This is a genomic window from Enterobacter sp. Acro-832 (genome assembly GCF_011752745.1).
GTDB lineage: Bacteria > Pseudomonadota > Gammaproteobacteria > Enterobacterales > Enterobacteriaceae > Enterobacter > Enterobacter quasiroggenkampii.
On sequence record NZ_VWWX01000002.1, the window covers coordinates 219,707 to 246,320 of the forward strand.

The 26,614-nt window shown below is 55.8% G+C and carries 25 protein-coding genes; 6 read left to right on the forward strand and 19 right to left on the reverse strand.

Annotated elements, in window-relative coordinates:
* The first annotated feature begins 86 nt into the window (after positions 1-86).
* Positions 87-497 (forward strand): YbhQ family protein, encoded by a 411-nt coding sequence (locus tag F3J31_RS07520; RefSeq protein WP_023334980.1) that lies wholly within the window; start codon positions 87-89, stop codon positions 495-497.
* On the opposite strand, the gene F3J31_RS07525 is transcribed toward F3J31_RS07520, so the two are convergent.
* From F3J31_RS07525 to cecR, 5 genes are read right to left on the reverse strand one after another with little or no spacing between them, the layout of a single operon-like run.
* Positions 459-1,565 carry an ABC transporter permease gene (locus tag F3J31_RS07525; protein ID WP_063621223.1) on the reverse strand — a complete coding sequence of 369 codons (1,107 nt, stop codon included), beginning with the start codon at positions 1,563-1,565 and terminating at the stop codon, positions 459-461. The two genes, F3J31_RS07520 and F3J31_RS07525, sit on opposite strands and share 39 nt — an antisense overlap.
* A gap of 9 nt (positions 1,566-1,574) precedes the next feature.
* Positions 1,575-2,708 carry an ABC transporter permease gene (locus F3J31_RS07530; RefSeq protein WP_045909495.1) on the reverse strand — a complete coding sequence of 378 codons (1,134 nt, stop codon included), beginning with the start codon at positions 2,706-2,708 and terminating at the stop codon, positions 1,575-1,577.
* The gene (locus tag F3J31_RS07535) at positions 2,698-4,437 is read right to left on the reverse strand and encodes an ATP-binding cassette domain-containing protein (protein ID WP_090392623.1); all 1,740 of its coding nucleotides are present in this window, start codon (positions 4,435-4,437) and stop codon (positions 2,698-2,700) included. Before F3J31_RS07535 ends, F3J31_RS07530 begins: the two co-directional genes overlap by 11 nt.
* Complete coding sequence (gene hlyD, locus F3J31_RS07540; RefSeq protein WP_048027006.1) at positions 4,430-5,425, reverse strand: secretion protein HlyD; 996 nt, start codon at positions 5,423-5,425, stop codon at positions 4,430-4,432. Before hlyD ends, F3J31_RS07535 begins: the two co-directional genes overlap by 8 nt.
* Entirely contained in the window at positions 5,422-6,099 is a 678-nt protein-coding gene (cecR, locus tag F3J31_RS07545; RefSeq protein ID WP_167212277.1) for a transcriptional regulator CecR, read from the reverse strand. Before cecR ends, hlyD begins: the two co-directional genes overlap by 4 nt.
* Before the next feature lie 205 nt (positions 6,100-6,304).
* Here cecR and rhlE point away from each other — a divergent pair, with 205 nt between their 5' ends.
* Positions 6,305-7,684 (forward strand): ATP-dependent RNA helicase RhlE, encoded by a 1,380-nt coding sequence (rhlE, locus tag F3J31_RS07550; RefSeq protein ID WP_045909499.1) that lies wholly within the window; start codon positions 6,305-6,307, stop codon positions 7,682-7,684.
* 97 nt (positions 7,685-7,781) lie between these two features.
* Complete coding sequence (dinG, locus tag F3J31_RS07555) at positions 7,782-9,959, forward strand: ATP-dependent DNA helicase DinG (protein WP_167212280.1); 2,178 nt, start codon at positions 7,782-7,784, stop codon at positions 9,957-9,959.
* Here dinG and F3J31_RS07560 read toward each other — a convergent pair.
* From F3J31_RS07560 to F3J31_RS07580, 5 genes are all read right to left on the reverse strand, one after another.
* On the reverse strand, positions 9,946-10,449 hold the full coding sequence (locus F3J31_RS07560) for a fimbrial protein (RefSeq protein ID WP_048224368.1): 504 nt from the start codon (positions 10,447-10,449) through the stop codon (positions 9,946-9,948). The two genes, dinG and F3J31_RS07560, sit on opposite strands and share 14 nt — an antisense overlap.
* Positions 10,450-10,454: 5 nt before the next feature.
* Positions 10,455-11,444, reverse strand: a complete 990-nt coding sequence (locus F3J31_RS07565; RefSeq protein ID WP_167212284.1) for a fimbrial protein — start codon at positions 11,442-11,444, stop codon at positions 10,455-10,457.
* A gap of 20 nt (positions 11,445-11,464) precedes the next feature.
* Positions 11,465-14,008 (reverse strand): fimbria/pilus outer membrane usher protein, encoded by a 2,544-nt coding sequence (locus tag F3J31_RS07570; RefSeq protein WP_167212287.1) that lies wholly within the window; start codon positions 14,006-14,008, stop codon positions 11,465-11,467.
* A gap of 30 nt (positions 14,009-14,038) precedes the next feature.
* Positions 14,039-14,713: a molecular chaperone gene (locus F3J31_RS07575; RefSeq protein WP_167212290.1), complete on the reverse strand. Its 675-nt coding sequence runs from the start codon at positions 14,711-14,713 to the stop codon at positions 14,039-14,041.
* A gap of 68 nt (positions 14,714-14,781) precedes the next feature.
* The gene (locus F3J31_RS07580) at positions 14,782-15,318 is read right to left on the reverse strand and encodes a fimbrial protein (RefSeq protein WP_045909503.1); all 537 of its coding nucleotides are present in this window, start codon (positions 15,316-15,318) and stop codon (positions 14,782-14,784) included.
* 255 nt (positions 15,319-15,573) lie between these two features.
* Here F3J31_RS07580 and ybiB point away from each other — a divergent pair, with 255 nt between their 5' ends.
* On the forward strand, positions 15,574-16,536 hold the full coding sequence (gene ybiB / locus F3J31_RS07585) for a DNA-binding protein YbiB (RefSeq protein WP_167212293.1): 963 nt from the start codon (positions 15,574-15,576) through the stop codon (positions 16,534-16,536).
* A 119-nt stretch (positions 16,537-16,655) separates the two neighbouring features.
* Here ybiB and ybiJ read toward each other — a convergent pair whose 3' ends face one another.
* From ybiJ to mcbA, 3 genes are all read right to left on the reverse strand, one after another.
* Positions 16,656-16,916 carry a DUF1471 family protein YbiJ gene (gene ybiJ / locus F3J31_RS07590; protein ID WP_023310874.1) on the reverse strand — a complete coding sequence of 87 codons (261 nt, stop codon included), beginning with the start codon at positions 16,914-16,916 and terminating at the stop codon, positions 16,656-16,658.
* A gap of 285 nt (positions 16,917-17,201) precedes the next feature.
* Positions 17,202-17,468, reverse strand: a complete 267-nt coding sequence (locus F3J31_RS07595) for a DksA/TraR family C4-type zinc finger protein (protein WP_167212296.1) — start codon at positions 17,466-17,468, stop codon at positions 17,202-17,204.
* Positions 17,469-17,589: 121 nt separating this feature from the next.
* Positions 17,590-17,856 (reverse strand): DUF1471 family periplasmic protein McbA, encoded by a 267-nt coding sequence (mcbA, locus tag F3J31_RS07600; RefSeq protein ID WP_045909506.1) that lies wholly within the window; start codon positions 17,854-17,856, stop codon positions 17,590-17,592.
* Between the two features lie 243 nt (positions 17,857-18,099).
* On the opposite strand from mcbA, the gene rlmF reads away from it, so the two are divergent.
* A complete protein-coding gene (rlmF, locus tag F3J31_RS07605) occupies positions 18,100-19,011 on the forward strand; it encodes a 23S rRNA (adenine(1618)-N(6))-methyltransferase RlmF (RefSeq protein WP_167212298.1) in 912 nt (303 codons plus the stop codon).
* Positions 19,012-19,059: 48 nt separating this feature from the next.
* On the opposite strand, the gene ybiO is transcribed toward rlmF, so the two are convergent.
* From ybiO to rhtA, 6 genes are all read right to left on the reverse strand, one after another.
* The gene (gene ybiO / locus F3J31_RS07610; protein ID WP_048027019.1) at positions 19,060-21,273 is read right to left on the reverse strand and encodes a mechanosensitive channel protein; all 2,214 of its coding nucleotides are present in this window, start codon (positions 21,271-21,273) and stop codon (positions 19,060-19,062) included.
* Between the two features lie 125 nt (positions 21,274-21,398).
* Positions 21,399-22,121: a glutamine ABC transporter ATP-binding protein GlnQ gene (gene glnQ / locus F3J31_RS07615; protein ID WP_023292945.1), complete on the reverse strand. Its 723-nt coding sequence runs from the start codon at positions 22,119-22,121 to the stop codon at positions 21,399-21,401.
* A complete protein-coding gene (gene glnP, locus F3J31_RS07620; RefSeq protein WP_003858462.1) occupies positions 22,118-22,777 on the reverse strand; it encodes a glutamine ABC transporter permease GlnP in 660 nt (219 codons plus the stop codon). Before glnP ends, glnQ begins: the two co-directional genes overlap by 4 nt.
* 93 nt (positions 22,778-22,870) lie before the next feature.
* The gene (gene glnH / locus F3J31_RS07625; RefSeq protein ID WP_023310880.1) at positions 22,871-23,614 is read right to left on the reverse strand and encodes a glutamine ABC transporter substrate-binding protein GlnH; all 744 of its coding nucleotides are present in this window, start codon (positions 23,612-23,614) and stop codon (positions 22,871-22,873) included.
* Between the two features lie 362 nt (positions 23,615-23,976).
* The gene (gene dps / locus F3J31_RS07630; protein WP_008501171.1) at positions 23,977-24,480 is read right to left on the reverse strand and encodes a DNA starvation/stationary phase protection protein Dps; all 504 of its coding nucleotides are present in this window, start codon (positions 24,478-24,480) and stop codon (positions 23,977-23,979) included.
* A gap of 299 nt (positions 24,481-24,779) precedes the next feature.
* Positions 24,780-25,667, reverse strand: a complete 888-nt coding sequence (rhtA, locus tag F3J31_RS07635; RefSeq protein WP_008501172.1) for a threonine/homoserine exporter RhtA — start codon at positions 25,665-25,667, stop codon at positions 24,780-24,782.
* Between the two features lie 354 nt (positions 25,668-26,021).
* On the opposite strand from rhtA, the gene ompX reads away from it, so the two are divergent.
* Entirely contained in the window at positions 26,022-26,540 is a 519-nt protein-coding gene (gene ompX, locus F3J31_RS07640) for an outer membrane protein OmpX (RefSeq protein ID WP_008501173.1), read from the forward strand.
* The last annotated feature ends 74 nt before the right edge of the window (positions 26,541-26,614 follow it).

Genomic DNA, 26,614 nt, shown 5'->3' on the forward strand with positions numbered 1-26,614 from the left:
CGTCACAAAAAGATGCGGCGTTACGGAATTTTCCGTAAAGTGCGGTAGTCTGATTAAGCAGAGAAAAATCCTTCAGGAGAGAAGCCATGAAGTGGCAACAACGTGTTCGTGTCGCAACTGGCCTGAGTTGCTGGCAGATAATGTTGCATTTACTGGTCGTGGCCGTACTGGTGATGGGCTGGATGAGCGGCACGCTGGTGCGTGTTGGCCTGGGGCTATGCGTCCTTTACGGCGTCACCGTGCTGTCGATGCTGTTCTTACAGCGCCACCATGAAGCGCGCTGGCGTGAGGTGGGTGATGTGCTCGAAGAGCTCACCACCACCTGGTACTTTGGCGCAGCGATGATTGTCCTGTGGCTGCTGTCACGCGTCCTGCAAAACAACCTGCTGCTGGCCCTGGCGGGTCTGGCTATCCTCGCAGGGCCTGCGGTGGTCTCGTTGCTGACCAAAGAGAAAAAGCTACGCGATGTTGCGTCTAAACATCGCGTACGCCACTGAGCCCGTCGTGGCCGCGATGACCAGTAGCGGCCACAAACTTCCCCAGACAATATCCAGACTCGCATCCTTCAGATAGATTTGCTTGGTGATATCCGTAAAGTGGCGAATCGGGTTTATCCACGTCAGATCCTGGAGCCACACCGGCATATTCTCGACGGGTGAGACGTACCCCGAGAGCAGGATTGCGGGCATCATAAAGACGAATACCCCAATAAACGCCTGCTGCTGCGTCGAGCAGAGTGCGGAAATCAGCAGCCCAAACCCCACCAGCGACAGCCCGTAAATCACCATCGTGAAGTAAAACAGCGCCAGCGATCCGGCGAACGGGATCTGGTAGGCCCAAATTCCCACCCCCAGCACGATGGTGGCCTGAAAGGTCGCGACAATCAGCGCCGGCACCGCTTTGCCGACGAAAATTTGCCAGGTGGCGAGCGGGGAGACCAGCAACTGATCCAGCGTGCCCTGTTCGCGCTCGCGGGCGACGGAGAGGGAAGTGACGATCATCACCCCGATGGTGGTGATCATGGCGATCAGCGACGGCACCACAAACCACTTGTAGTCCAGATTCGGGTTATACCAGTTGCGCACCACCAGTTCGCTGTTGTTGGGCTTCGGTTTGCCGTCCATCAGCTCCTGCTGGTAATCCTTCACGACCTGCTGCAGATAGTTGGCCGCGATCTGGGCGCTGTTGGAGTTGCGTCCGTCGAGGATCAGCTGCAGCGGCGCGGTCTGGAAGGTATCCAGATTGCGGGAAAAATCTGCCGGGAACCGCACCAGCAGCAGCGCTTTTTGCGTGTCGATGGTAGGCTGGATCTCCTGCGGGCTTTTCAGCAGCAGGATGTGGGTAAAGGCTTTCGCACGCGCAAAGCGCTGCGTTAACTCGACGGAATGTTTGCCGTTGTCTTCGTTGTAAATGGCAATGGTGGCGTTGGTCACCTCCAGCGTGGCGGCAAATGGGAACAGTAAAACCTGGATCAGCACCGGCAACACCAGAATGGCGCGGGTTTGCGGTTCGCGCAGCAGGGATTGCAGCTCTTTGCGTATTAACGTCCATAAACGGTGAAACATGCGCGCTCCTTAATCTAACCGCCGTTTGGTTTTCATCCACGTTAACCCGATAAACATCGCCGCAGACGCCAGTAAAAACAGCGTGTTGACGATCAGCACCACCGGAATATTCCCTGCCAGGAACAGGCTCTGCAGCGTGCTAACAAAATAGCGCGCCGGAATCACGTAGGTCACGGCGCGGATCACGGCAGGCATGCTGTCTATCTGGAAGATAAAGCCGGACAGCATAATCGACGGCAAAAAGGCGGCGTTGAGGGCCACCTGGGCCGCGTTAAACTGGTTGCGGGTGATGGTGGAGATGAGCAGCCCCATCCCTAGCGTGCTGAGTAAAAACAGGCTGGTGATAAAGAACAGCACCACCAGCGAGCCGCGATACGGCACGCCGAGGATAAAGACGGACACCAGCATGCAGAGCAGCATCGCCAGCATGCCGAGGAAGTAGTAGGGAATAAGCTTGCACAGCAGCAGCTCGACGCGCGTCACTTCGGTTGAAAGCAGCGCCTCCATAGTGCCGCGTTCCCACTCGCGGGCGATCACCAGCGAGGTCAGAATCGCGCCAATGACCGTCATGATAATCGTCACCGCGCCCGGAATAATAAAGTGCTGGCTGATGGCGGCGGGGTTAAACCAGTAGCGCGTCTGTACGTCGATGAGTGGTTTAAATTCTTCACCCCGATCTTCCGCCCGCTGCATCTGCCAGAGCTGCCAGATCCCCTCCGCGTAGCCCTGCACGAAGTTCGCGGTGTTCGGCTCGCTGCCGTCGGTGATCACCTGGATCGGCGCATCGGTATTCGCCCGCGCCATATTGGCGGCAAAATCCACCGGAATGACGATCAGACCGCGAATTTTCCCGGCCTGCATCTTCTGGATCAGTTCCTGACGATTGTCGCTGATGGTGGCGTCAATGTAGGGCGAGCCGGTCATGGCGTGGGTGAAGTCCAGCGCCTCCTCGCTCTGCTGCTCCAGCAAAATCCCAACCCGCAGCTTGCTGGAGTCCAGGTTAATGCCGTAGCCAAAGATAAACAGCAGCAGCAGGGGGATCACCACCGCAATCAGCCAGCTGCTGGGGTCACGCACGATCTGCCGCGTCTCTTTTATGCACAACGCGCGCACCCGGCGCCAGGAAATGGCGTTACTGCGCATGGGCATTCTCCTTATCCCAGTCATGGATGAGAGTGATAAACGCCTGCTCCATGGTCGGGTCCGGGACCTCATCGTCGGCGGCCTGGTTTTTCAGGTCGTCCGGTGTACCGTGGGCAATCAGCTTGCCGCGATACACCAGCCCGATGCGGTCGCAGTACTCCGCCTCGTCCATGAAGTGGGTGGTCACCATCACGGTCACCCCTTTTTCCACCATGCTGTTGATATGCAGCCAGAACTCGCGGCGGGTGAGGGGATCAACGCCGGAGGTCGGCTCATCCAGAAACAGAATATCCGGCTCGTGCATCAGCGAGCAGGCCAGCGCCAGCCGCTGCTTAAAGCCGAGCGGCAGTTCGTCGGTGGCGTGGGAAGCAATCGTCGTTAACCCGAAGGCGTCGCTCATGCGGCGGATCTTCTCGTTCTGCGCCCGTCCGCGCAGGCCATACACGCCAGAGAAAAAGCGCAGATTCTGCTCGACCGTCAGGTTGCCATACAGCGAGAACTTCTGCGCCATATAGCCCAGATGCTGGCGCGCCTTGCCGGAGCTGACCTTCAGATCCATATCCAGCACCAGCGCTTTGCCGGACGTCGGCACCAGCAGGCCACACATCATCTTAAAGGTGGTCGATTTTCCCGCGCCGTTCGGTCCAAGCAGGCCAAAAATCTCGCCGCGTTTTACCGCGAAATTGACGTTATCGGTGGCGGCGAAATCCCCGAACTTTTTGGTGAGGGATTTGGCTTCGATCACCGTTTCGCCCGGCGTGCCGTCCACCGTGTGCAGGATTGCGCCAAGCGGAGACTCTGATGTCCCTGCGCCGCCCAGCAGGTCAATAAACGCATCTTCGAAACGCGGCGCCGTCTCTTCCATGTCGATCTCAGGCATGCCGGGCGCCTGGCGAATATCGTCGACGGTGGCCTCTTTTTTGAGGATGACCCGCACCGAGCGGCCCTGAATCATTCCGTCGCTGACCTGCGGCAGCTTGAGCACCCGCTGCAGCAGCGAGCGGTTGGACGCCTGCGAGCTGTGCAGCAGGAAGCTGCGCCCGGCCATGCTCTGCGTCAGCGTCGTCGGCTCGCCCTGATAAAGCAGTTCGCCTTCGTTCATCAGCAGCACGTCCCGGCACTGTTCCGCTTCATCGAGGTAGGAGGTGCTCCAGAGAATCAACATCCCGTCGCCCGCCAGCTCGTGCACCATCTGCCACAGCTCGCGGCGCGATATCGGGTCGACGCCCACGCCGGGCTCGTCCAGCAGCAGCACTTTTGGCTCGCCCACCAGCGTGCAGGCCAGACCCAGCTTCTGCTTCATCCCACCGGAAAGCTTGCCCGCCAGCCGGTCGGTGAACGGGCCGAGGGAGGTAAATTCCAGCAGGCGGGCGAAGGTCTTCTGTCGGGCTTCGCCGGTAACGCTGCGCAGGTCGGCGTACAGGTTCAGGTTTTCCATCACCGTCAGGTCTTCATACAGGCCAAACTTCTGCGGCATATAGCCGAGCATGGCGTGGAGCGCGCCGTCATCTTTTATCGGGTCAAGGCCCAGCACGCTGGCCGATCCTTCATCCGGCTTCAGCAACCCCGCCAGCATGCGCATCAGCGTGGTCTTTCCCGCACCGTCCGGGCCGACCAGGCCGGTGACATAGCCTTTCTGGATGGTGCAGTTCAGCGGCGCGACCGCCGGTTTGTCCATCCCTGCGAAGCGTTTGACCAGATTGTTGAGCTGGATAACCGCATCATTCATGTCGTTCCCCGCTATTCACTTTTACGGTGACGGGCATGCCCTGGCGCAGGGCGTCATCCGCATCAGTCACGATGATGCGCAGGCGATACACCAGGTCGGTACGCAGGTCCGGCGTTTCTACTGTTTTCGGCGTGAATTCGGCGGTAGGGGAGACAAAGCCCACCTTGCCGTGATACGGCTTGTCCGGGCGACCGTCGGTATAGAGCAGCAGCTCGCGGCCCGGCTGCATCTGGCCGAGATTAGGCTCATCAATGTAGGCACGTACCCAGACCGGGCGGGTCAGGGAGAGGGTTAACACGGTGCTGCCCGCGCTGAGCATGCTGCCCGGCTCCACGGCGCGGGTCATCAGCGTGCCGTCAGACGGTGCGATGAGCGTGGTGTCGTGCAGATCCAGCTCCGCCTGGGCTAGTTGCGCCTGCGCCTGTTCAAGGCTGGCTTTCGCCTGAGCGATATCCTGCGGGCGGTTACCGGTGTGGTACTGGCTTAACTTATCCTGCGCGGATTTCAGCGTTGCCTGCGCCTGGTCGCGGGAGGAACGCGCATTTTCCAGGTCATTCGCGGAAATGGTACGGCTTTTCCACAGCCCCTGCTGGCGAGCGTAGAAGTTCTGCGCGTAGTCATAGGCCGCCTGCGCCTGTTTGACGGCCGCTGCGGCCTGAGCGATCTCTTCGTCGCGATAGCCGGCCAGCATCAGGTCATACTGTGCCTGCGCAACGGAGACGCCCGCTTTGGCCTGCAGCAGCGCATTTTCATAGGGCGCTTTGTCCAGCATCCCCAGCGTCTGCCCGGTTTTAATGGCATCGCCTTCGTCAACGCTCAGCGAGGCGAGACGGCCGCCGACGCGGAAGCTCATGTTCACCGTGCGAATATCCACGTTACCGTACAGCGTCAGGCCTTTATCCTGATGGCTCTGGTACCACAGCCATCCACCGACGCCCGCGGCAAGCAAAACAACAACCACCAGAATGATGGCGACAGGTTTTTTCATGACTTCAGGCTCCTTTGCGTTAAGCCTTGCAGGATCAGATCGAGATGACAGGCGATCACCTCACCGATCTGCGCGGCTTTATCCTCATCAAATTGTGTCCAGCCGGTGCGTAACAGGATGGTTTCCCGGCCCAGACGGAAGGCAAGGATTTCACCCAGCAGGGCGTGGGTATGCAAAATTGTCGCGGTATCGTTGGCATCCCGCCCGGTATAGGCGGCGATCAGCCGGGTCAGGTGGGTATGCATCGGGGCAATGACCCGATCGTGTACCCGCTGATAGGCGGCAGTGGGGGAGAGCTGCTCGCGGGAGATAAACTTGCTCAGGTTGAGCGTATCGTCGTGTGTCAGCACGCGGATCATGTTGTGGCAGGCATTGAGGATCAGCTGGCGGATGGCCTCGCGATCGGGCGACGGCTGGCTGAGCAGCGCGGTGGCCTCCTCGACGTGCGGGTGAAAATGCGTGCCGATAAAATCGGCAATCCACTCGGCGCAGGCGAGATATAAATCCTCTTTTGAGCCAAAATAGTAGGTAATCGCCGCAATGTTTTGCCCGGCCAGCGCGGCGATATCGCGCGTGGTCGCATGCAGCCCATACTCACCAAACTGCGCCAGCGCGGCGGCAATAAGCTGGTTTTTGGCCTGTTCACCTTTGGTTGTTGTGGGTGTTGTATTCATGGCGGCATTAAAAATTAATCAATCGATTGATTAAGATTATGCCTGATTCACGCTTACGTCGAGGGAACGCAGAGGGATATTTTATGCGCCACGTCACAAAAGCTGCTACACTCCGCCCCTTCGCGACATTGTGGTTTTTGTCCTCCTAATTGTTATATCTCCCTGAAAACTACACCTGTGATGGTCGGGGCGGTTCGGAGTTTTTATGTCTTTTGATTCCCTTGGCCTGAACCCGGAAATTCTGCGCGCGATCGCAGAGCAGGGCTACGTTGAGCCAACCCCAATCCAGCAGCAGGCAATTCCTGCCGTTCTTCAGGGCCGTGACCTGATGGCCAGCGCCCAGACCGGCACCGGTAAAACCGCGGGCTTTACGCTGCCGCTGTTAGAGCTGCTGGTAAAAAACCAGCCGCACGCCAAAGGCCGTCGTCCGGTTCGTGCGCTGATCCTCACCCCAACCCGCGAACTGGCCGCGCAGATTGGCGAGAACGTGCGTGACTATAGCCGCTATCTCAACATTCGCTCGCTGGTGGTGTTCGGCGGTGTCAGCATCAACCCGCAGATGATGAAGCTGCGCGGCGGCGTGGACGTGCTGGTGGCAACGCCGGGCCGTCTGCTGGATCTGGAACACCAGAACGCGGTGAAGCTGGATAACATCGAAATTCTGGTGCTGGACGAAGCCGACCGCATGCTCGACATGGGCTTTATTCACGATATTCGCCGCGTGCTGGCCAAGCTGCCACCGCGTCGTCAGAATCTGCTCTTCTCCGCGACCTTCTCCGACGAGATCAAGGCGCTGGCGGAAAAGCTGCTGCATAACCCGCTGGAAGTGGAAGTGGCGCGCCGCAACACCGCTTCTGAGCAGGTGACGCAGCACGTTCACTTTGTGGATAAAAAGCGCAAGCGCGAACTGCTCTCCCAGATGATCGGCCAGGGTAACTGGCAGCAGGTGCTGGTCTTTACCCGCACCAAGCACGGCGCGAACCACCTGGCGGAACAGCTGAATAAAGACGGCATCCGCAGCGCGGCGATCCACGGCAACAAGAGCCAGGGCGCGCGTACCCGTGCGCTGGCGGACTTCAAGTCTGGCGATATCCGCGTGCTGGTGGCAACCGACATTGCTGCCCGTGGCCTCGATATTGAAGAGCTGCCGCACGTGGTGAACTACGAGCTGCCAAACGTGCCGGAAGACTACGTGCACCGTATCGGCCGTACCGGTCGTGCGGCGGCAACCGGCGAAGCGCTCTCTCTGGTGTGCGTGGACGAGCACAAGCTGCTGCGCGATATCGAACGTCTGCTGAAGAAAGAGATCCCGCGTATCGAAACCCCGGGGTATGAAGTGGATCCGTCGATCAAAGCCGAGCCGATTCAGAACGGTCGCCAGGGCGGTCGCGGTCAGGGCGGCGGTGGTCGCGGCCAGCAGCCGCGTCGTGCCGAAGGCGGCGCGCCGAAGTCAGCGGGCAAACCGCCGCGTCGTAGCAACGACAGCAAACCGGCCGGTGACAATCCGTGGCGCAGCGGCGAAGGCAAGCCGGCAGGAGAAGGGCAGCGCCGACGCCGCCCGCGCAAGCCTGCTAACCCGCAGTAATCTGGAAGCCCGGTCGTAAAGCCGGGCTTTTCTTTTTGCGGCTGCGAAGAGAAAGTGCCACAATAGTGGCTGTTTATACAGTATTTCAGGTTTTCCGATGGCTTTAACCGCTGCGCTCAAGGCGCAAATTGGCGCATGGTATAAGGCGCTACAACAGCAGATCCCCGATTTTATCCCCCGAGCGCCGCAGCGGCAGATGATTGCTGACGTGGCAAAAACGCTCGCCGGGGACGACGGGCGACATCTGGCGATTGAAGCCCCGACCGGCGTCGGGAAAACCTTGTCGTATCTCATTCCCGGCATTGCCATCGCGCGGGAAGAGGACAAAACGCTGGTGGTCAGCACCGCCAACGTGGCGCTGCAGGATCAGATCTTCAGCAAAGATTTACCGCTGCTGCGCAAAATCATCCCCGATCTGCGGTTTACGGCCGCCTTTGGTCGCGGTCGCTACGTCTGTCCGCGTAACCTGGCAGGGCTTGCCAGCAGCGAGGCGTCGCAGCAGGATCTGCTGGCGTTCCTCGACGACGATCTCACGCCAAACAACAAAGCCGAGCAGGAGCTCTGCGCAACGCTGAAAGGCGATCTCGATGGCTATAAATGGGACGGCCTGCGCGATCACACTGATAAAGCCATCAGCGATGATTTGTGGCGCAGGCTCAGCACGGACAAAGCCAGCTGTCTGAACCGCAACTGTCACTACTATCGCGAATGCCCTTTTTTTGTCGCCCGGCGTGAAATTCAGGAAGCCGAAGTGGTTGTGGCTAACCACGCCCTGGTGATGGCGGCGCTGGAGAGCGAAGCGGTGCTGCCGGAGCCGAAAAACCTGCTGCTGGTGCTCGACGAAGGCCACCATCTGCCCGACGTGGCGCGCGACGCGCTGGAGATGAGCGCAGAAATTACCGCCCCCTGGTTCCGCCTGCAGCTGGATCTCTTCTGCAAGCTTGTCGCCACCTGCATGGAACAGTTCCGGCCGAAAACCACGCCGCCGTTGGCGGTGCCGGAGCGTCTGAGCGACCACTGCGAAGAGGTTTACAGCCTTATCGCGTCGCTGAACAACATCCTGAATCTTTATCTTCCTGCAACCCAGGAGGCGGAACACCGCTTTGCGATGGGCGAACTGCCGGACGAGGTGATGGAGATTTGCCAGCAGCTGGCGAAGCATCTCGAAAAGCTGCGCGGGCTGGCGGAGATGTTCTTAAACGATCTCAGCGAGAAAACCGGCTCGCACGACGTGGTGCGCCTGCACCGTATCCTTCTGCAAATGAACCGTGCGCTCGGCATGTTTGAAGCGCAGAGCAAGCTCTGGCGGCTGGCCTCGATGGCGCAGGCGTCGGGCGCGCCGGTCACCAAATGGGCCACCCGGGAAGTGCGCGACGGGCAGGTCCATCTGTTTTTCCACTGCGTGGGCATCCGCGTGGCCGATCAGCTGGAAAAGCTCATCTGGCGCAGTGTACCGCACGTGGTAGTCACCTCTGCCACGCTGCGCTCCCTGAACAGTTTTTCGCGTTTGCAGGAAATGAGCGGGCTTAAAGAGAAAGCGGGCGATCGTTTTGTCGCGCTGGACTCGCCGTTTAACCACTGCGAGCAGGGGAAGCTGGTGATCCCGCGCATGAAATTCGAGCCGCTGATCGACAACGAAGAGCAGCACATTGCGGAAATGGCGGCCTACTTCCGGGAACAGGTTGAGAGCAGGAAATACCCCGGCATGCTGGTGCTGTTTGCCAGCGGGCGCGCGATGCAGCGCTTCCTGGAGCACGTCACCGATCTGCGTTTACTCCTGCTGGTGCAGGGCGATCAGCCGCGCTACCGGCTGGTGGAAACGCACCGCAAACGTATCGATAACGGCGAGCGCAGCGTGCTGGTGGGATTACAGTCCTTCGCGGAAGGTCTGGATTTGAAGGGCGATTACCTGACGCAGGTGCATATTCATAAAATTGCCTTCCCGCCCATCGACAGCCCGGTCGTCATCACCGAAGGCGAGTGGTTGAAAAGCCTCAATCGCTATCCGTTTGAGGTGCAAAGTTTACCTTCGGCGTCGTTTAATCTCATTCAGCAGGTCGGGCGTCTGATCCGTAGCCACGGCTGCTGGGGGGAGGTGGTGATTTATGACAAACGTCTGCTCACCAAAAATTACGGCCAACGTTTGTTAAACGCGCTGCCGATCTTTCCGATTGAACAGCCAGAGGTGCCCGAGGTAAAAAAACGCCCGGCAACACTGACCGCCGGGCGCAGGAAAAGCATCCGTGCTAAGGGGCGCGGTCCTACTGGTAAGTGAAGGTCACCTGCACCACGCTACTGAACGTCCCCGCGCTCACCGGCATGGAGGTGGCGTAGTAGCGTGCGGCGAGAGGGAAGGTGGCCGTGTGATCGTTTTGATTAATCAGCGCGTTAAAGCTCGCCTGCGGGGCGATGAGGATATTGTCCTGCCGGTCCGCCAGCTCAAGCGCCAGCCCTTTTGCGCTGCCGATGTTGGCAAATTTTGTCGGGTGCAGGCTGTCTGCCTGGCCATAGAAAAAGGCCGTTGCCAGCGTCAGCGTTTTGGGACAATGCGAGACGTTCAGCGAAAATTCTTTCCATTCGCCCGTGTCCCCCACGTCTTTAAAGTTGCCGGACGCTGTCTGACCGAGGTCGACGGTTAAGTTTTTGCTGGCGCTGTCGATTACGCAGGTATTGGCATAGATGTTCCCGACCATCTGAACCTGGATATCATCCGCCCACGCCTGCGTCATCAGGGCCATCCCAACGAAAAGCACAATTTTTTTCATCATCGTCACTTATAGGCCAGAGTAATGGTGGCAACGGTGTTGGCCGGGCCGGGCGTAACCTCGTCGCTGATTTGCTGGTAGCGCACCTGGAAAGGAATATCCAGCGTCTGGTTGGCAACGGCCTTGCTGGAGGTCGTGACGTATTGATCGAAGGTGGCGATATCGTTGTCGAATAACATTCGCACCCCGAGCCCGGTGGCCATTCCGGGCTGCTGAGTGAGTTTGATCACTCCAGCGTAGCCGGTCTCATAGCCGTTAGCGCTGGTGATTTTCACTTCAGGCTGCACCGTGGCGTTACAGTTGACCGTTACGTTAAACTCCTGTGCCGGCATGGAGAGCGTGCCGATGCCGATAAAATCGCTGACCGGAAAATCGCCTAAATTGACGGTGAGGTTTTTAGGGGAAACGGAGCAGGTGACAGTCTGAACATTCACGTTTCCGGCATAGGAGAGGGTATTCGGATCACCAATCCCTTCGTGTTGATAAACGCCGATGCCAAATTTCGTTTGCGCCATAGACAGCGCGCCTGACTGGATGTTATCGCTGGTTTTAACCAACTCAAGCGTCACGTTAAAATCAAAGGCCTGGCTTGCATCGTCAGTGATATACCCCAGCGGCGTGCTGGTCGAGTTACAATAAATACCGCCAGCGCCGGTAATGCGCTGACCTTTATCATTCATCAGCGCGACGCCAATACCCTGCACGCCAGAATCATATACACCTGCAAGTCCCGGAATTTCAGAGCCCGTGCCGTAATAGCAAGCGATGATGGGTAGCCCAAAGTTATTTGTGCCGTAGCAGGCTCCTGAAATATGGACGCTTTGTTCCGTCCCCTCAATGGTTGCGCCAACGGGCAGCGAGGAAGGGACAGATATAGAGGCGACGTCAATCAGTTTTGGCAGATCGGGCGTATCGCATGATGCCTTTGCATGCGGCATAAACAATGCCGCCGTTCCAAGAACCAGTAACAAAAAACACTGTTTAATTATCTGCATAGTCAAGCCTTCACGATGAATCAATGACACTGCGCGGCAGCGTTAATGATGCTGTTTTTGTCTTTCTCATCCGTGAGGGCGTATTCAGCGACGCAATGTTCGCCGGCACCTTCACCCCACGAAACCGAGAGCGTGCCGTGCTGTGGCATGCCGGAGAGGTAGGTCTGGCCGCCGCTGCCCACGATAAATTCGCTGTCCTTATCGTCGGTGGTCACCGTTGCGCCAAAGGGCAGTGGTTTCCCGTTTTGCGTGAGCACCATCAATACCCGGTTCCCCACGCGGGTGTTAAAGCTGGCGCGCACCACCGCACCGCGGGTCGGGGTAACAACCTGGGCGGCGTGGGTAACGTCGGCGTCGTCCGGCAGCGTTTCGGTGTCCAGGGCAATCGTGTTATGGCGGTAGGCCGTGACGAACGGCACCACGGTATAGCCGCGGAAGTCGGTTTCAACGCCGGTCTGGTTGGCAATGTGCGTACCGTGGGTGCCCGGCGCTTTGACCAGTGCAATCGTTTCGCCGAGCGGCTGGCTCAGCGTTATGCCGTTGGCGTGGGCGATAACGCCGCCCTGCACGCCGACGTTTACGCTCTGCTGATAGTTGTCCTGACTCACGCCGCCGCTGAGCTCGCCGTAGGTGCCTTTGTAGTCAGCGTTCATGCTGGTCGAGTTTCCGCTACCGTTGCGGCTAAGCCCCTCCTGGATGTTCCAGTTCAGGTTATCTTCGGCCAGCGCCGTGCCGTTAAGGCCAATGTTCTGCGTCGTGCCGTCTTTGGTATTGTTCAGGTTGTAGGTTGCCCAGGTGTTATGCATCCAGCGATCGAGCGGCACGGAGACGCTCAGTGAAAACTGGTTGTCGTTGGAGACGGAATTCCCGTTTTCATCGCTGTCGTCGGTATTCTTGTTCATGCTGTAGCTCAGGCTGTAGCTCACGCCGTGCCAGCTGTTGTTGTAGCTGACGCTCATTGAGGTCATGTCCTGGCTCTGGCTCCAGTAGGTCTCTTTGACCAGGCTCAGCGTCATTGAGCCCCAGCCTTCGGGCAGGGTTTGGTCGATGGTGGCTTCTTCACGCTCGCGGCGCTGCTGCGGTGCCGACCAGTCATTCGAGCGGGTATAGGATTCCATGGTGTCTTCCAGCGTGTAGAACCCTTTGCTGTTGTAGCGATAGCCCGCCACGGAAAAATTCGTCCCCGATCCCGCAAAATCTTTGCTGTAGCGGAGGCGCGCAGACTGCCCTTTGCTGGACTGCTGTTTTTTCAGCAGCGCTTTTGCGCGGGTGACATCGAGCGAGAAGGCGCCTAAATCTCCCATGTTTTTACCGACGCCCACCGCCTGAGACTGATAATGGCTGCTCTGCTGCACGCCGCCGTAGGCGGTGAATCCGTAAGGTAAGCCGTAAATTACGCTCCCCTGGGCAAACGGCGTTTTCTCGACGTCGCTGTCATACGAGCGGTAGCGGCCTGCGGTTACGCTGTAGCGCAGGTTTTTTTCACGCTGCAATACCGGCACCGACGCGTAGGGCACCACAAAGTGGCTTTCGCTACCGTCGGTCTCTTTTACGGTCACCTGCAGATCGCCGCTGCTGCCGGTAGGGTAGAGATCGTTAATTTCAAACGCGCCGGGGGCGACGGTGTTCTGGTAAATGACATAGCCGTTCTGGCGAACCATCACCAGTGCGTTACTGTGGGCCGTTCCGCGAATAATCGGCGCATAGCCTTTTTCGCTGTCCGGCAGCATGTCGCTGTCGGAATTAATCTGCACCCCGGTATAGGGCACGCTGTCGAACACATCGGCAGGCGAAGAGCTCTGACCGACGGTGAGATCGCTTTTCATCGACACGATATCGCGCTGGGCATAGGTATAGACGGAGGAGAACTTCTGTTGTTCTTCCTTGCCCGTCGTGCTGCGATTCCAGGTGGAATAGTTGCGTACGCGCCAGGCCCCGACATTAAAGCCCGGGCGCAAATTGACGTACTGGCTGCTGTTATCCTCTTCGCCCTGCTGGCGAGCGTGGCTCTGGCTGGCGTTGGCGCTGTAGTTTAATAATCCTGCGGTGATCCCTTCATCAAACTCTTTGGGATCGATATAGCCGCGTGGCACCTGGCCCAGTGCCGTTTGCGGTATGCTCAGGAGCAGCTGTTGATTCCGAACGTGGAACGAGGCCGATGCCGAAGGGATGGCGCTTAAGTCGGCACACGAGCCCTTTGCCATTAACTGCGGGTATTTTTGGGTTTTAATGCCCAGACTTTTTAACTCTTCGAGGCTAAAACAAGGCTGAAGCGAACTGTTGCCCCGGCCATCCTGCTGCAATGTAAACGTCACGTCACGGGTGTCGATTTTATTATTATCAATATAGATCGCGACCTGGTATTTCCCCGGCGCCTGGCCAGGCCCTTTTTCATATACGGAGAGATCCGTTTTGGTCTGCTGAGGGTTGTCAATATCCAGCAGTGCCGGGTTAAAATAATCATCAGCCCACGCGAACTGCGCAAAACACACGGCTGCCAGACCACATAGCAGGGTCAGCAGCGTGAATAATTGGCAGGTGAACGGCTTTTTATGGCTGTACATGATTATTTTAATGCGTTATCAGATATGAAATTAATGAACGGATTTTGTCCAGGTTTTGCTGATGCTGCCGTAATCCGTAATAATGGAATACGTCACAGTATCGCCACCCGTATTGGCTGGCAGGGTAATGTGCGTTCCGGTTTCAGGCACGGCCCAGGTGGCTTTCGTGATTTTATGACCATTCAACGCCACGCTCTGGAAATTCATATAGAAGGGGGTCGGATTATTAACGACCAGATCGTTACCTTCACGATGCCATTCCAGCTTATCCGCCATCTCTTCCGGCTTGCCCTTAACGGACGATGGACGGTAGAGTAATTTGATGCGCGTATTAATCGCAATTTGCAGCGTATTCACCCCCTCAACGTGCTTCGATGAGGGAATCGCTTTAATATTTAACCAGTACAGCGATTCGCGATCTTCCGGTAAATTCCCGCCGGTGCGAACGACGCGCAGTACGTTATCCTCTTTCGCATCAAGACGAAACAGGGGCGGTGTAATCAGGAATGGCGCAGCGGCATGATTTTTACTGTCGGTATCAACCCAGGACTGCACCAGATAATCCGTTGTATCTGGATTTGAAATACCAAGAGATGACTCCTTTTTATCTCCCCGGTAGACCAGGCGGGTGCCATTAATAATGACTCCCGCATGAGCGGTCGCGGCTACCAGTAACAGAGTGCTCAGTAAATAACCATGGCGCATAAATATTTCTCAACATAAAGAAAAGATATTAGCTTTGACACAAAGCTAATATCTTCAGATTGAAAATATCAGTTATAAATAACGGTGAAGGTCGATACGGAGTTAGCAGGGCCAGCCGTAACGGCAGCCTGCGTCTGAATATATCGCGCTGCAAATTCCAGATCGTTAACCGTACTTCCTGCGTTGAGTGGATACGCGCGGGAAGGCGTATATAAGCTGACGGGTTGTTCAGATGAGTCAAGCAATTGAATGGCGACGCCGGTTGCGGCATTCGCATCTGCCGTTAACGCCAGCGTGGTGCTGTTATTCGCATCTGGCGTACCGCCAAAATTAATTGCTGCAGAGGTGACCGTCTCCGGACAATCTTTTAACTGAATATCAAATTTTGTTGGTGTGCTGGTGGAGCCTGCACCGGTGAATACCGTTTTAGAAACTTTGCCTAACTGGACGTTGAGTGGATCGCTTAATCCATTTACTACCTGACAGGCAGAATCAATAATTTCGCCGGTAAAGTTAATCTGCCCTTCACCGTTTGTTGCCGCAAAGGCGGATGCAGAACACCCTATCGTTGCAGCGATAAATAAACCTAAAGCAACCTTGTTCATAGTCAATCCTGGTGTGTTTCGGGTAAAAACGTTGCCTGGACGTTTTCACCGTGACCCTCAATAGTGTTCGGCGACTATTTAATCAAAAAAGATATGCTTTAGAATCTTCTATAGAAATCACAAATAATTGAAATAAAGCTTGTCTTTCGTTAACTGCTAAAAAATCAGCGGGTTGATTGTCTTCATAAAAAACTATCGGCCAGCGCTTCTTCAGGACTATAGTGTTCACAAGATGACGTAGTCAGGAGAAAAGACGTGGATTATCGCAAAATTATCAAAGAGGTAGGGCGGGGCAAAAATCATGCGCGCGACCTGGATTACGAAACGGCTAAGGCACTTTATACGCACATGCTGAATGGCGATGTGCCAGATCTGGAGATGGGCGGCATCCTGATCGCGCTGCGTATTAAAGGGGAAGGTGAAGCGGAGATGCGCGGTTTTTACGAGGCGATGCAGGCGCAAACGATGCGCTTAACGCCGCCAGTCGCAAAGCCGATGCCGATTGTCATCCCCAGCTATAACGGGGCGCGTAAACAGGCAAACCTGACGCCGCTGCTGGCGATTTTACTGCACAAGCTTGGATTCCCGGTTGTCGTACACGGCGTAAGTGAAGATCCCGCGCGCGTATTGACGCAAACCATCTTTGAGCTGCTGGACATCAAGCCGACCCTTCATGCGGGTCAGGCGCAGGCGAAGCTTGACGGGCATCAGCCGGTCTATATTCCGGTTGGTGCGTTCTGCCCGCCGCTGGAAAAGCAGCTGGATATGCGCTGGCGTATGGGGGTGCGTAACAGCGCCCACACGCTGGCCAAACTGGCAACGCCGTTTGGCGAAGATGCCGCGCTGCGGCTTTCCAGCGTCTCTCATCCGGAGTACGTGACGCGAGTCGGCAAGTTCTTTGAAGAGGTTGGCGGGCGCGCTTTACTGATGCACGGCACCGAAGGGGAGGTGTATGCCAACCCGCAGCGCTGCCCGCAGATTGTGCACATTGATTCTGCCGGCGCGCGCGTCATTCTGGAGCGCGGGACGGATAATCGTGATGTGGCGTTGCCCGAAGCCAAAGATCCGCACACCACCGCCCACTGGATCACCCAGTGTCTGGCGGGCCAGGTCCCTGTTCCGCACGCCATTACGCAGCAGATGGCCTGCTGTCTGCTGGCGACGGGCGAGGTGGACTCGATAGAGGATGGTCTGGCGCGCGTGGCGCAGTCGTTTTAACTAAAAAAAAAGCCCGTCCAGTGGCGGACGGGCAAGCAAGGGTAACAAACAACAGGGTCAATGAGGGTTGGAGCAGCTCACCAGAGGGTTTGGCGAGGGGACAGCATTCGTTCAGGCGATTATTTGTAGATAACCGCGGTACCGCTCAGCTTGTTATTGCCGTTAGCGGAGGTAATGGTGTATCCGCTTGCACCGGCAGCAGCCGCTTTCTCAGCCAGTTTGGCTTCCAGACCGTCCAGTGTGGTCGCGCCATCAGCACTTACCACACCGACTTTATTCATGTTCTGTGCCTGAGTTGAAGAGACTGGCTCTACGGCGAAAGCGCCGAAGGACAGAGCGGACAGGGCAACAGCAGCTACAGCATATTTGATGGTTTTCATAATTAATCTCTCGCAGGTGTTTCTGTTAAGGGGACGATGTTCCGTCGATGTGATAAGTATCACGGTTTTTTGCGAGGGATAAAATCGAAGAGAATTGACGTGATTGCTCAAAAAAATTGAATGACAAATAACTTATTGAATATTAATAAATTCAACTTGGCGATTTACACTTCTTGTTGATGCGCTTTACAGAAGAAAGATGAAGGGCACATTTTGCTACGCGGTTCGCTAAAAATCGTGAGCGTAAAGGTAAGGGCCTGTGCGGTTAACTTAGGTAAAGGAAAGTCAACGTAACTGGCTGTCTTTCGAACCTCTGCGATTATATCCCGAATGCGATGAATTTTTCGAATCTTTATGCTGCTGGCAGATGATGCAAAGCCTTACGCCGGGGATGGCTTTTCGGCGCGCCTCGGGAATAGGGTCTCCACACTCTTCGCATTCAGTTAAGCTTTCGCCGCGCGGAATTTCACCGCGAGCACGCGCTACCGCATCTTCAATTGTACTGTTGATCTGGTCGTTAACGGCATCATCATTTGCCCAGCCGGAAGCCATTATGCCCTCCTGATATTGGTTTCAGCCCTGCTTTTAATATGGGGTTAAAAAACGAACAATCAAGGCGAGGGGGAAGAGAACTGCATCCGGTGGACAGATGCAGTCTGGGGAAAAAAGCAGATTATTTATAAATGGTCGCTGTGCCGTACATATGGTTATCGCCGCCAGCGGAATTTACCACGAAGCCTTTTGCACCTTCCTGACGGGCTTTTTCGGCAAGTTTAGACTGGAGATCGTCAAGGTTGCTGGCACGGCTTACCGAGACGGTGCCCGCAGGCCGAAGCTGGCTGGTGTCGGTACTCGGGGTCAGCGACTGAACGGCCATCGCAGAGAATGACGCGGTCGCCAGGGCGGCAGCGATAACAGCAAGGGTCAGATACTTTTTCATAATCACATCCTCATGAGGAAACAACAGGTGATTCCCCTTAAGTTTAGAAGCCGGAGGAGTGTGACTTAGCGCAAATATTTGATGATGATCTGCTTATTTTTTGAACAACATCATTTGACATTTCGCTGACAGATCATAGACATAAAGGTGTTTGATTTATGTCGAATTTTTAATCGATGCAGAGAAAGATTTACCGTTGGGCCAGCAAAGGGTATCTTACGCCGCTGTTTAAAGGAGAACGCCATGACTTCCCAAAAGCCGGGATTGCACCCACGAAATCGCCACCGCAGCCGCTACGACATGAATGCGTTATGCCTGAGCTGCCCGCCGCTGCAGGACTACATTGTCCAGACCCCCGCGGGTGAACCTTCGGTCAACTTTGCTGACCCCCAGGCGGTTAAAATGTTGAACAAAGCGCTGCTTGCACACTATTACGGTGTGGCGAACTGGGATATTCCCGAAGGCTTTCTCTGTCCACCTGTGCCGGGCCGCGCGGATTACGTGCATCACCTTGCCGATCTTCTTGCCGAAAGTAATGAGGGCGTTGTTCCAGAGCAGGCCACCATTCTGGATATTGGCACCGGGGCGAATCTGATTTACCCGCTGATCGGCGCGCATGAATACCACTGGCGCTTTACCGGAAGCGAAATCGGTGCCGAGGCCTTTGCCAGCGCCCAGGCGATTATCAGCGCGAACCCTGGGTTAAGCCGCGCCATTCGTCTGCGTCGTCAGAAAGAGGCGGCGTCGATCTTCAACGGTATCATTCACAAAAATGAAAGCTATGACGCCACGATGTGCAACCCGCCGTTCCATGATTCGGCGGCCGCGGCCCGTGCGGGCAGCGAGCGCAAGCGCCGCAACCTGGGTCAGGCGGAAGATGCCGCGCTGAACTTCGGCGGTCAGCAGCAGGAATTATGGTGTGAAGGCGGCGAAGTGGCGTTTATCCTGCGCATGATTGCGGAAAGCAAACAGTTTGGTCGTCAGGTGAAGTGGTTCACGACGCTGGTTTCCCGCGGAGATAACCTGCCGCCACTCTACCGCGCGCTCACCGAAGCGGGTGCCGTAAAAGTGGTGAAAAAAGAGATGGCGCAGGGCCAGAAGCAAAGCCGCTTTATTGCCTGGACGTTTATGGACAATAACAAACGTCGCAAATAGCGCGCCGTCGTAGGCCGGGTAAGGCGAAGCCGCCACCCGGCAACGAGGCTACAGCGTTGGCTCCTGCGGTGGGAGCGGCGCTGCGGGCGGCGGCAGTACCTGATAGGTCTGGACCGGCATCCGCACGTTCGCCAGATCGAAGTGTTTTTTCACCATGCTGTCGAGCGCAAAGCGCACCGTCCACTGCTTCAGCGGCTGGGTGGTGAACGACACGCGCAGGGTAAAGGCCGTGTTCGTCAGCCCGACAATGCCGGCAAATGACGGCTCGCCAATCACCAGTCCGCGAATATCCTCCATCTGCATCAGCTCTTCTACCGCATCGCGCAGCGCCTGCTTCGCTTTATCGGCGTCCTCATGACGATCCACATCGTAGTTCGCTACCACGGAACCAATGCCGCGCACAAAGTTGGCGAAGGTAGTTATCGAGGACCAGGGAATGATGTGGTACGCCCCGGTGTCCTGGCGCACGCCCACCGAGCGAATCGACATCCTCTCAACGGTGCCGGTTAACGGCCCAATAGTCACCAGATCGCCCGTGTTCATCCCGTTCTCAAACTGGATAAAGATGCCGGTAATAATATCCTTCACCAGCGTTTGCGACCCGAAGGAGATCGCCAGCCCCAGAGCACCGGCACCGGCCAGCAGCGGGGCGATATTCACTCCGATTTCCGACAGCACAATCATGATGGTGATGGTACTGATAATGACCGCCAGCGCGTTGCGGAACAGGGTTAACAGCGTTCTTGCCCGCGCGCTGGGCAGGGGACGGCCATGAATATCCGACACCAGACGGTTCTCGATAAGGCTCGCCAGCAGCGTCCAGCCGACGGCAGAGAAGAACAAAATCAACGCGATGCGAATCAGGATGTCGACCGTTTTCTCACCCGCACCGTTGTGCAGCCAGTTCCAGAAATCAAACAGGCTCCACGCATTCAGGAGCAGCATAATCGCCACGCAGACGGTGAGGATGCGCGCCACCTTCAGCGATACCGACATCCAGCCGTTTACCCGTTTTTGCAGTTCCGGGTAATTACGCTGTACCTGCGGCGACAGGGTGATGGTTTTCGAAATCCAGCGCGACAGCAGCCCCGACACAAACGCCGCGATGCCGATAATGGCCAGGCTTTTGAACGTCGCCCCCATCATGAATTTCAGGCTATTGCCCGGGTCGAACAGCGAGAAGAAGCACAATACGATGAAGTAGGCGCTTGCCAGCCAGTGCCACACCAGGGCGAAAGCGCGAATAAACAGGCTGAAGAACGAGAGGGAGCGATCGGCCAGATTCAGCAGGCTTTGGGTAATGGTTTTTTTATTGTGGAAGATCAGATACAGCGACCAGACGGTAATGCAGATCATGATAATGACGTTTGCCAGCGCGCCAAACTGGACGTTCACCTGGTTGGAGATGATCGGCACGGCCACCAGCAGGCCGTAGCCAATCAGCCCGCTGAGCACGCTCAGGCGCAGCGCCCAGTACTTCGCCGTTTCATCCCGGATGGCGAAAGGACGCAGCGCCGGCACGTGGGGACAAAAGAGTAGCCGCAGCAGCGCCTTGAAGAACTCAATCAGGGCAAAGGCATTCAGGAAAAGCGACTGCTGGAAGGCGATGGTTTTGTTGCCCGCGTTCAGCCTGTCGGCCAGCATCTGGCCTAAGAACAGCGTCAGCGCCAGCAGCAGTAAATCAATGATAAACGCTGAGGCTATCATCAACGGCAGGTGCAGCCAGCTGCTTTTCTGCTGATTCTTTCTGCGTCCCCATTGCCCCATTTTGCGGTACAGCGGCCACGCGCACAGGCGCACCAGCCAGTAAAAAAGGAAGACTGCACCGGCCAGCATCAGGAACTGCGTGGCGGCGGCGGTAAACGTTTGTGGGTTAAACGGCTTATGCGGTGAGCCAATCAGGTTGCGGTAGAGCTGAGCAAAGCGCGAGGAGAGCGCTTCCCCATAGTGTCGGCTCACGTCGGTGACATTTTCCAGCACCGTTTTTTGTTCCTCCACCTGAGGAGGGGTGATGACAGGCACCGGCTCCTGCGGCGGCGTGGCGGCCACTTTCCGCAGCTGGCTGATGAGTTCCTGCCGGGAGGTGTCGTTCTCAAGGACGTCGGCGAGGGCGCTGTAGGCGGCTTTTTTCTGTTCGACATCGGGTTCAGGAGGGGGCGTACTTTGCTGACTGGCGGTTGTTCCGGTGGTCACGCCGGGGATCGCGACGGCGAACGATGGCGCACTAAACAGGCTAATCAACAGCAACAGGATCCACGGCACGGCGTCCTCCGGTGAAAATGTCGAACAAAATGATAAGTATAGAAGTCGGGACGCGGAGGGGGATTTTTGGGAACAATCTGGCGTAAAAAAGCCGGGCAAGCCCGGCTTTAGCGTCAAGCGAGGGATCAGGAGACGTGCTGCAGGAACTCCTGCAGACGCGGGCTCGGCGGGTTCGCAATCAATTCCTGCGGGTTACCGTCTTCCGCGATACGGCCTTTATCAATAAAGATCAGGCGGGACGCCACTTTCTCAGCGAAGCCGATTTCGTGGGTCACGATAACCATCGTCATCCCTTCTTCCGCCAGATCCTGCATGACCTTCAGCACCTCGTGGCGCAGCTCCGGGTCGAGTGCGGACGTAGGCTCATCAAACAGCATCAGTTTCGGTTTGACCGCCAGCGCGCGGGCAATTGCCACGCGCTGCTGTTGACCACCGGACAGCTCGGAAGGGTAGTGGTGCGCGCGTTCAGCCAGGCCGACTTTCGCCAGCAGATCTTTGGCCAGCGCTTCTGCCGCCGCTTTGTTGGCGCCGCGCACGCGCAGGGGGCCAAACATCACGTTCTCCAGCGCCGTCAGGTGCGGGAACAGGTAGAACTGCTGGAACACCATGCCCGCTTCCTGACGAATCAGACGGTCATCCACTTTCGGGTCATTCACCTTCAGACCGTCGACGATCAGATCGCCGCTGGTGATCTCTTCCAGCTTGTTGATGCAGCGCAGCAGGGTCGACTTACCGGAGCCGGATGGCCCGATAATGACCACCACTTCACCCTGCTGGATGTTCAGATCGATATTGTGCAGCACCTGGGTTGGGCCAAAGTGCTTGGAAACGTTTTTAAATTCAATCACAGGATTTTCATCCTTCTTTCAAGACGACGCAGAACGAAGCTCAGAACCAGAGTAATGATCAGGTAGACCACGGCCACCGCACTCCAGATTTCCAGCGCGCGGAAGTTGCCAGCAATGATCTCCTGCCCCTGACGGGTCAGTTCGGCCACGCCGATAACAATGAACAGCGACGTATCTTTAATGCTGATGATCCACTGGTTACCCAGCGGTGGCAGCATGCGACGTAGCGCCAGCGGCAGAATAACGTGGCGGATCGTTTCGCGACGTGAAAGGCCTAATGCCAGACCGGCTTCACTGAAACCTTTATGAATCGACAGCACCGCACCGCGGGTGATTTCCGCAATGTAGGCGCCTGAGTTGATCATAATGGTGACGACGGCTGCGCTGAACGGGTCGATGCGCAGGTCAGTGAACGCCATAGGCAGGGCGAAGTAAATGAACATGACCTGCACGACAATGGGGGTGCCGCGGATCACTTCGATGAAAACCAGTGCGATGTGGTTTGCAATCCAGCCACCGTAGGTACGGGCGAAACCGGCGACAAGACCGATAATCAACCCGCCAACCAGACCCAGGACCGAAATCCACAGGGTCATTTTAGCGCCTTCAAGCAAGAGTGGAATGGCAGGCCAGATGGCGCTCCAGTCAAACTGCATGATGTATTCCTGTATACCGTGGTGAAAAACGAAAAACGTAGGCCCGGTAAGCGGTAGCGCCACCGGGCGTTACAAACCTGAATTCAGGTGAAATTATTTAGGCTCGGTACCGAACCATTTTTTGTAGATTTCGTTATAGGTGCCGTTCTCTTTCAGCGTTTTCAGCGCGCCGTTAACTTTCGTGCGCAGGTCGTCGCTGCCTTTCGGGAACGCGATACCGTACTGCTGGGCTTCCAGAGACTCACCAACGGCTTTGAACTTGCCGTTACCGGCTGTTTTGATGAAGTACAGGATGTTCGGCGTGTCGTGCAGAACAGCGTCAGCACGGTTGGTGCCGAGTTCCATGTACGCGTTGTCGATGTTCGGGAACTGACGCAGGTCTTTGGTTTTGATATTGGCTTTCGCGTAATCAACCGAACCGGTGCCGCTCTTCACTGCCACCACTTTGCCGTCGAGATCTTTCACGCTTTTTACGTCGTTATTATCGGCTTTGACCATCACCAGCAGGCCGCTTTTGTAGTAGCCATCAGAGAAGTCGATCGCTTTTTTACGTTCGTCGGTAATGGTGATACCCGCCAGCGCCAGATCAACGTTCTTGGTTTGCAGTGCCGGGATGATGCCGCTGAAGTCCATCGGCTTCAGGGTGTAATCCAGTTTGAGTTCTTTTGCGACGGCGGCCCACAGATCCACATCGAAACCAACGTATTTGTCACCCTGTTTGAATTCAAACGGAACGAACGCCGTGTCGGTCGCCACAACCAGTTTGTCGGCAGCCTGAGAGGACACCGCAAAAGCCAGGGTAAGTGCAGCCAGTGAAACTTTTAATACAGACTTCATAGCATTTCCTTTTATATCCACGGGGCGATCCCCTGCGAGAACAGGTGGCACAATGAAAAAATCGTGCCAACTTTACAAGCTATTGTTTTGCAAAGGGGATGATGTCATGCATTGCACAATAAATGGGGCAATGAGGTCTTATTGCACCAAAGTGGAGCACTGTTTTGGTGCGCTTCGTTTGGCTCAACTGACGGGGAGATATTTAGCGTAAATTCTGACGAAAAAACAATCTTCCGTTAACGGTTGTGTGAGGTGATTATTACAATTTCTTCACTTTTGCACATTCTCAGGCAAAAAACGTGCACCATAGATGTGCAAAACCCTCACCGAAGGGCGAGGGTTTGATAGAAAATTCGTATGAATTATTCGATGTTAGATTCGATGAACCACAGGAACTGATCCAGATCGCGGGACGCGGCGGTGAAGATGTCTGCGGTATCTTCGTCTTTCGCTTCGCTAATCGCTTTGCGCACATCGTTCGCCACAATCGCATAGCGGTCCGCCAGCTCTTTCAGGTGATCCTGAACGGTATGGATATCCAGCGGATAGCTTTTCAGCGGGGTTTTGCTGTTGATCACCTGTGTGGTGCCCAGCGCCACGCCGCCTAACTGAACGGCACGTTCAGCCATCGTATCGAGGTGGGTAACCAGTGCTGTGCGGAAGCCATCCAGCATTTCATGAACGGCAATAAAGTTTGCACCGCGCATATTCCAGTGGGCCTGTTTGGTGATCAGCGAAAGATCGATGAACTGGATCACCTGGCGATTCAGCAACTCAATGGTCGCTTTTTTGTCGCTGTCCGATACATCGTTACGGGTATAAAGCAGATTAGACGCTTTCGTTTTCACCAGTTTAGCGGTACTCATAATCTCATATCCTCTTGATGTTTATGTCCCAGGTAATTACGGAACTAAGTATAGCACCGGATTTTTTCTCTGCGGTTTGGCTGTGCCTATCGGTTTAATAGCGAGAAGGAGGTTGAGAATTTAATTTATTGAAAGTATTAGATAATTTATAAATTGATACAGATCAATCTTAATTGCTGAATGGGGAAGTTAACGCAGAGGAATATTTTGCTGGCAGGAGTGAGTGTGTAAGAAATTATAACGCCTGTGTTTCTGGCCTTTATTCTGCATGGCGTGGAAGCCATGCAGAATATATGGCCTTAGTTGATATCCACTTTCTCAACTTTTGGCTCCGGGCGCATGGTAAGCGTCGAGCCCATTGATGCCGCGATAATCGAGCAGAGCGCCAGCGTCTGGGTCAATGTCAGGGTTTCGCCGAGAAACACCATCCCGGAAATCGCGGCAAGTGCAGGCTCCATGCTCATCAGGGTGCCAAATATGCGTGTCGGCAGACGCGTCAGCGCAATCATCTCCAGAGAATAGGGGAGTGCGGTAGAGAGAATCGCGACCGCCAGACCGATGGGCATGACGGACCATTGCCAGATAGACTCTGTCGCCTGCGCCATGCCGATGGGCACAAACACGATGGCCGCAATCAGGGAACCCAACGCGACGGTCGCCGGACCGTGCTCTTCCCCTGCGCGCTGGCCGGTGAGGATATAGACAGCCCAGCAGGCACCTGCGCCCAGCGCCAGCGCTGCGCCCGTCAGGTCAATCTCAGAAACGCTCTGGCCCAGCGGCAGCAGGAACCATAAGCCCAGTACGGCTAACACGACCCAGATAAAATCGACCGGACGTCGGGAGGAGAACAGCGCCACCGCCAGCGGGCCGGTAAACTCCAGCGCGACGGCAATACCCAGCGGTATCGTCTGGATGGAGAGGTAGAACAGGTAGTTCATTGCCCCCAGGGAGAGTCCATAAAACAGCAGCGGTAAACGCTGCTCCTTTTTGAAGCGCAGACGCCACGGTTTAAAAATGACCACCAGTATTGCCGTGCCCAGCACAATACGCAGGGCGGTCACCCCGGGCGCGCCAACCAGCGGAAAAAGCGATTTTGCCAGCGAGGCGCCGCTTTGAATGGACAACATGGCAATGAGTATGACGGCTACCGGCAACCAGACCGACGACGTGCGGGATAACCCAGGCATCCTTTCTCCTGTCAGCTTATGTCAAATGAGGTAAAGGTTGCAGTGTAAAGGAAATATGCGGCTACGGTTGAGGTACTGTTGAAAAAAAAGCAGTTGAAATCCGTAAAATGGTTAAGCGCTGGTGGATTTATCGCCTGTCAGATTAGGAATAATCTGGATGAATGTAACTGCGCAGACGCGCACTATGCGCATTTAGTAGTGAAAATTGCATGTGATTTGAAAGAGATAGCTGATGCTGGAAACGTTCTGTTACAGGAAAGGTTTCATTAGACATCACGAATCACAAAGAGTTTCGCAAATTTTTTTGATATATTTAAAACTTACGGACTTACTTGGATCACATTTGAGGTGGTTATGAAAAAAATTGCATGTCTTTCAGCACTGGCCGCTGTACTGGCTGTTTCCGCAGGTACCGCTGTAGCTGCTACTTCTACTGTTACTGGTGGTTACGCTCAGAGCGACTATCAGGGCGTGATGAACAAAGCTAACGGTTTCAACCTGAAGTATCGTTACGAGCAGGATAACAACCCACTGGGCGTGATCGGTTCTTTCACCTACACCGAGAAAGATCGTTCTGAAAACGGCGCATACAACAAAGGCCAGTACTACGGTATCACCGCGGGCCCAGCTTACCGTCTGAACGACTGGGCAAGCATCTACGGTGTTGTAGGTGTTGGCTACGGTAAATTCCAGCAGACCGAAAACGAAGGTCTGAACCGCACTGCAAGCAACAGCGACTACGGCTTCTCCTATGGCGCAGGCCTGCAGTTCAACCCAATCCAGGACGTTGCTCTGGACTTCTCCTATGAGCAGAGCCGTATCCGCAACGTTGACGTTGGCACTTGGATCGCGGGCGTAGGTTACCGCTTCTAATCACTTCGGTGATTAAATAAAAAATCCGCCCACTGTGGCGGATTTTTTTTTATTTTGTTCCCTCCCGCTGTGGG

Bases quoted from the DNA above. Each gene is read 5' to 3' on its own strand.
- F3J31_RS07520 (WP_023334980.1), top strand. From the start codon at position 87: ATGAAGTGGCAACAACGTGTTCGTGTCGCAACTGGCCTGAGTTGCTGG.
- F3J31_RS07525 (WP_063621223.1), bottom strand. From the start codon at position 1,565: ATGTTTCACCGTTTATGGACGTTAATACGCAAAGAGCTGCAATCCCTG.
- F3J31_RS07530 (WP_045909495.1), bottom strand. From the start codon at position 2,708: ATGCGCAGTAACGCCATTTCCTGGCGCCGGGTGCGCGCGTTGTGCATA.
- F3J31_RS07535 (WP_090392623.1), bottom strand. From the start codon at position 4,437: ATGAATGATGCGGTTATCCAGCTCAACAATCTGGTCAAACGCTTCGCA.
- hlyD (WP_048027006.1), bottom strand. From the start codon at position 5,425: ATGAAAAAACCTGTCGCCATCATTCTGGTGGTTGTTGTTTTGCTTGCC.
- cecR (WP_167212277.1), bottom strand. From the start codon at position 6,099: ATGAATACAACACCCACAACAACCAAAGGTGAACAGGCCAAAAACCAG.
- rhlE (WP_045909499.1), top strand. From the start codon at position 6,305: ATGTCTTTTGATTCCCTTGGCCTGAACCCGGAAATTCTGCGCGCGATC.
- dinG (WP_167212280.1), top strand. From the start codon at position 7,782: ATGGCTTTAACCGCTGCGCTCAAGGCGCAAATTGGCGCATGGTATAAG.
- F3J31_RS07560 (WP_048224368.1), bottom strand. From the start codon at position 10,449: ATGAAAAAAATTGTGCTTTTCGTTGGGATGGCCCTGATGACGCAGGCG.
- F3J31_RS07565 (WP_167212284.1), bottom strand. From the start codon at position 11,444: ATGCAGATAATTAAACAGTGTTTTTTGTTACTGGTTCTTGGAACGGCG.
- F3J31_RS07570 (WP_167212287.1), bottom strand. From the start codon at position 14,008: ATGTACAGCCATAAAAAGCCGTTCACCTGCCAATTATTCACGCTGCTG.
- F3J31_RS07575 (WP_167212290.1), bottom strand. From the start codon at position 14,713: ATGCGCCATGGTTATTTACTGAGCACTCTGTTACTGGTAGCCGCGACC.
- F3J31_RS07580 (WP_045909503.1), bottom strand. From the start codon at position 15,318: ATGAACAAGGTTGCTTTAGGTTTATTTATCGCTGCAACGATAGGGTGT.
- ybiJ (WP_023310874.1), bottom strand. From the start codon at position 16,916: ATGAAAACCATCAAATATGCTGTAGCTGCTGTTGCCCTGTCCGCTCTG.
- F3J31_RS07595 (WP_167212296.1), bottom strand. From the start codon at position 17,468: ATGGCTTCCGGCTGGGCAAATGATGATGCCGTTAACGACCAGATCAAC.
- mcbA (WP_045909506.1), bottom strand. From the start codon at position 17,856: ATGAAAAAGTATCTGACCCTTGCTGTTATCGCTGCCGCCCTGGCGACC.
- rlmF (WP_167212298.1), top strand. From the start codon at position 18,100: ATGACTTCCCAAAAGCCGGGATTGCACCCACGAAATCGCCACCGCAGC.
- glnP (WP_003858462.1), bottom strand. From the start codon at position 22,777: ATGCAGTTTGACTGGAGCGCCATCTGGCCTGCCATTCCACTCTTGCTT.
- glnH (WP_023310880.1), bottom strand. From the start codon at position 23,614: ATGAAGTCTGTATTAAAAGTTTCACTGGCTGCACTTACCCTGGCTTTT.
- dps (WP_008501171.1), bottom strand. From the start codon at position 24,480: ATGAGTACCGCTAAACTGGTGAAAACGAAAGCGTCTAATCTGCTTTAT.
- rhtA (WP_008501172.1), bottom strand. From the start codon at position 25,667: ATGCCTGGGTTATCCCGCACGTCGTCGGTCTGGTTGCCGGTAGCCGTC.
- ompX (WP_008501173.1), top strand. From the start codon at position 26,022: ATGAAAAAAATTGCATGTCTTTCAGCACTGGCCGCTGTACTGGCTGTT.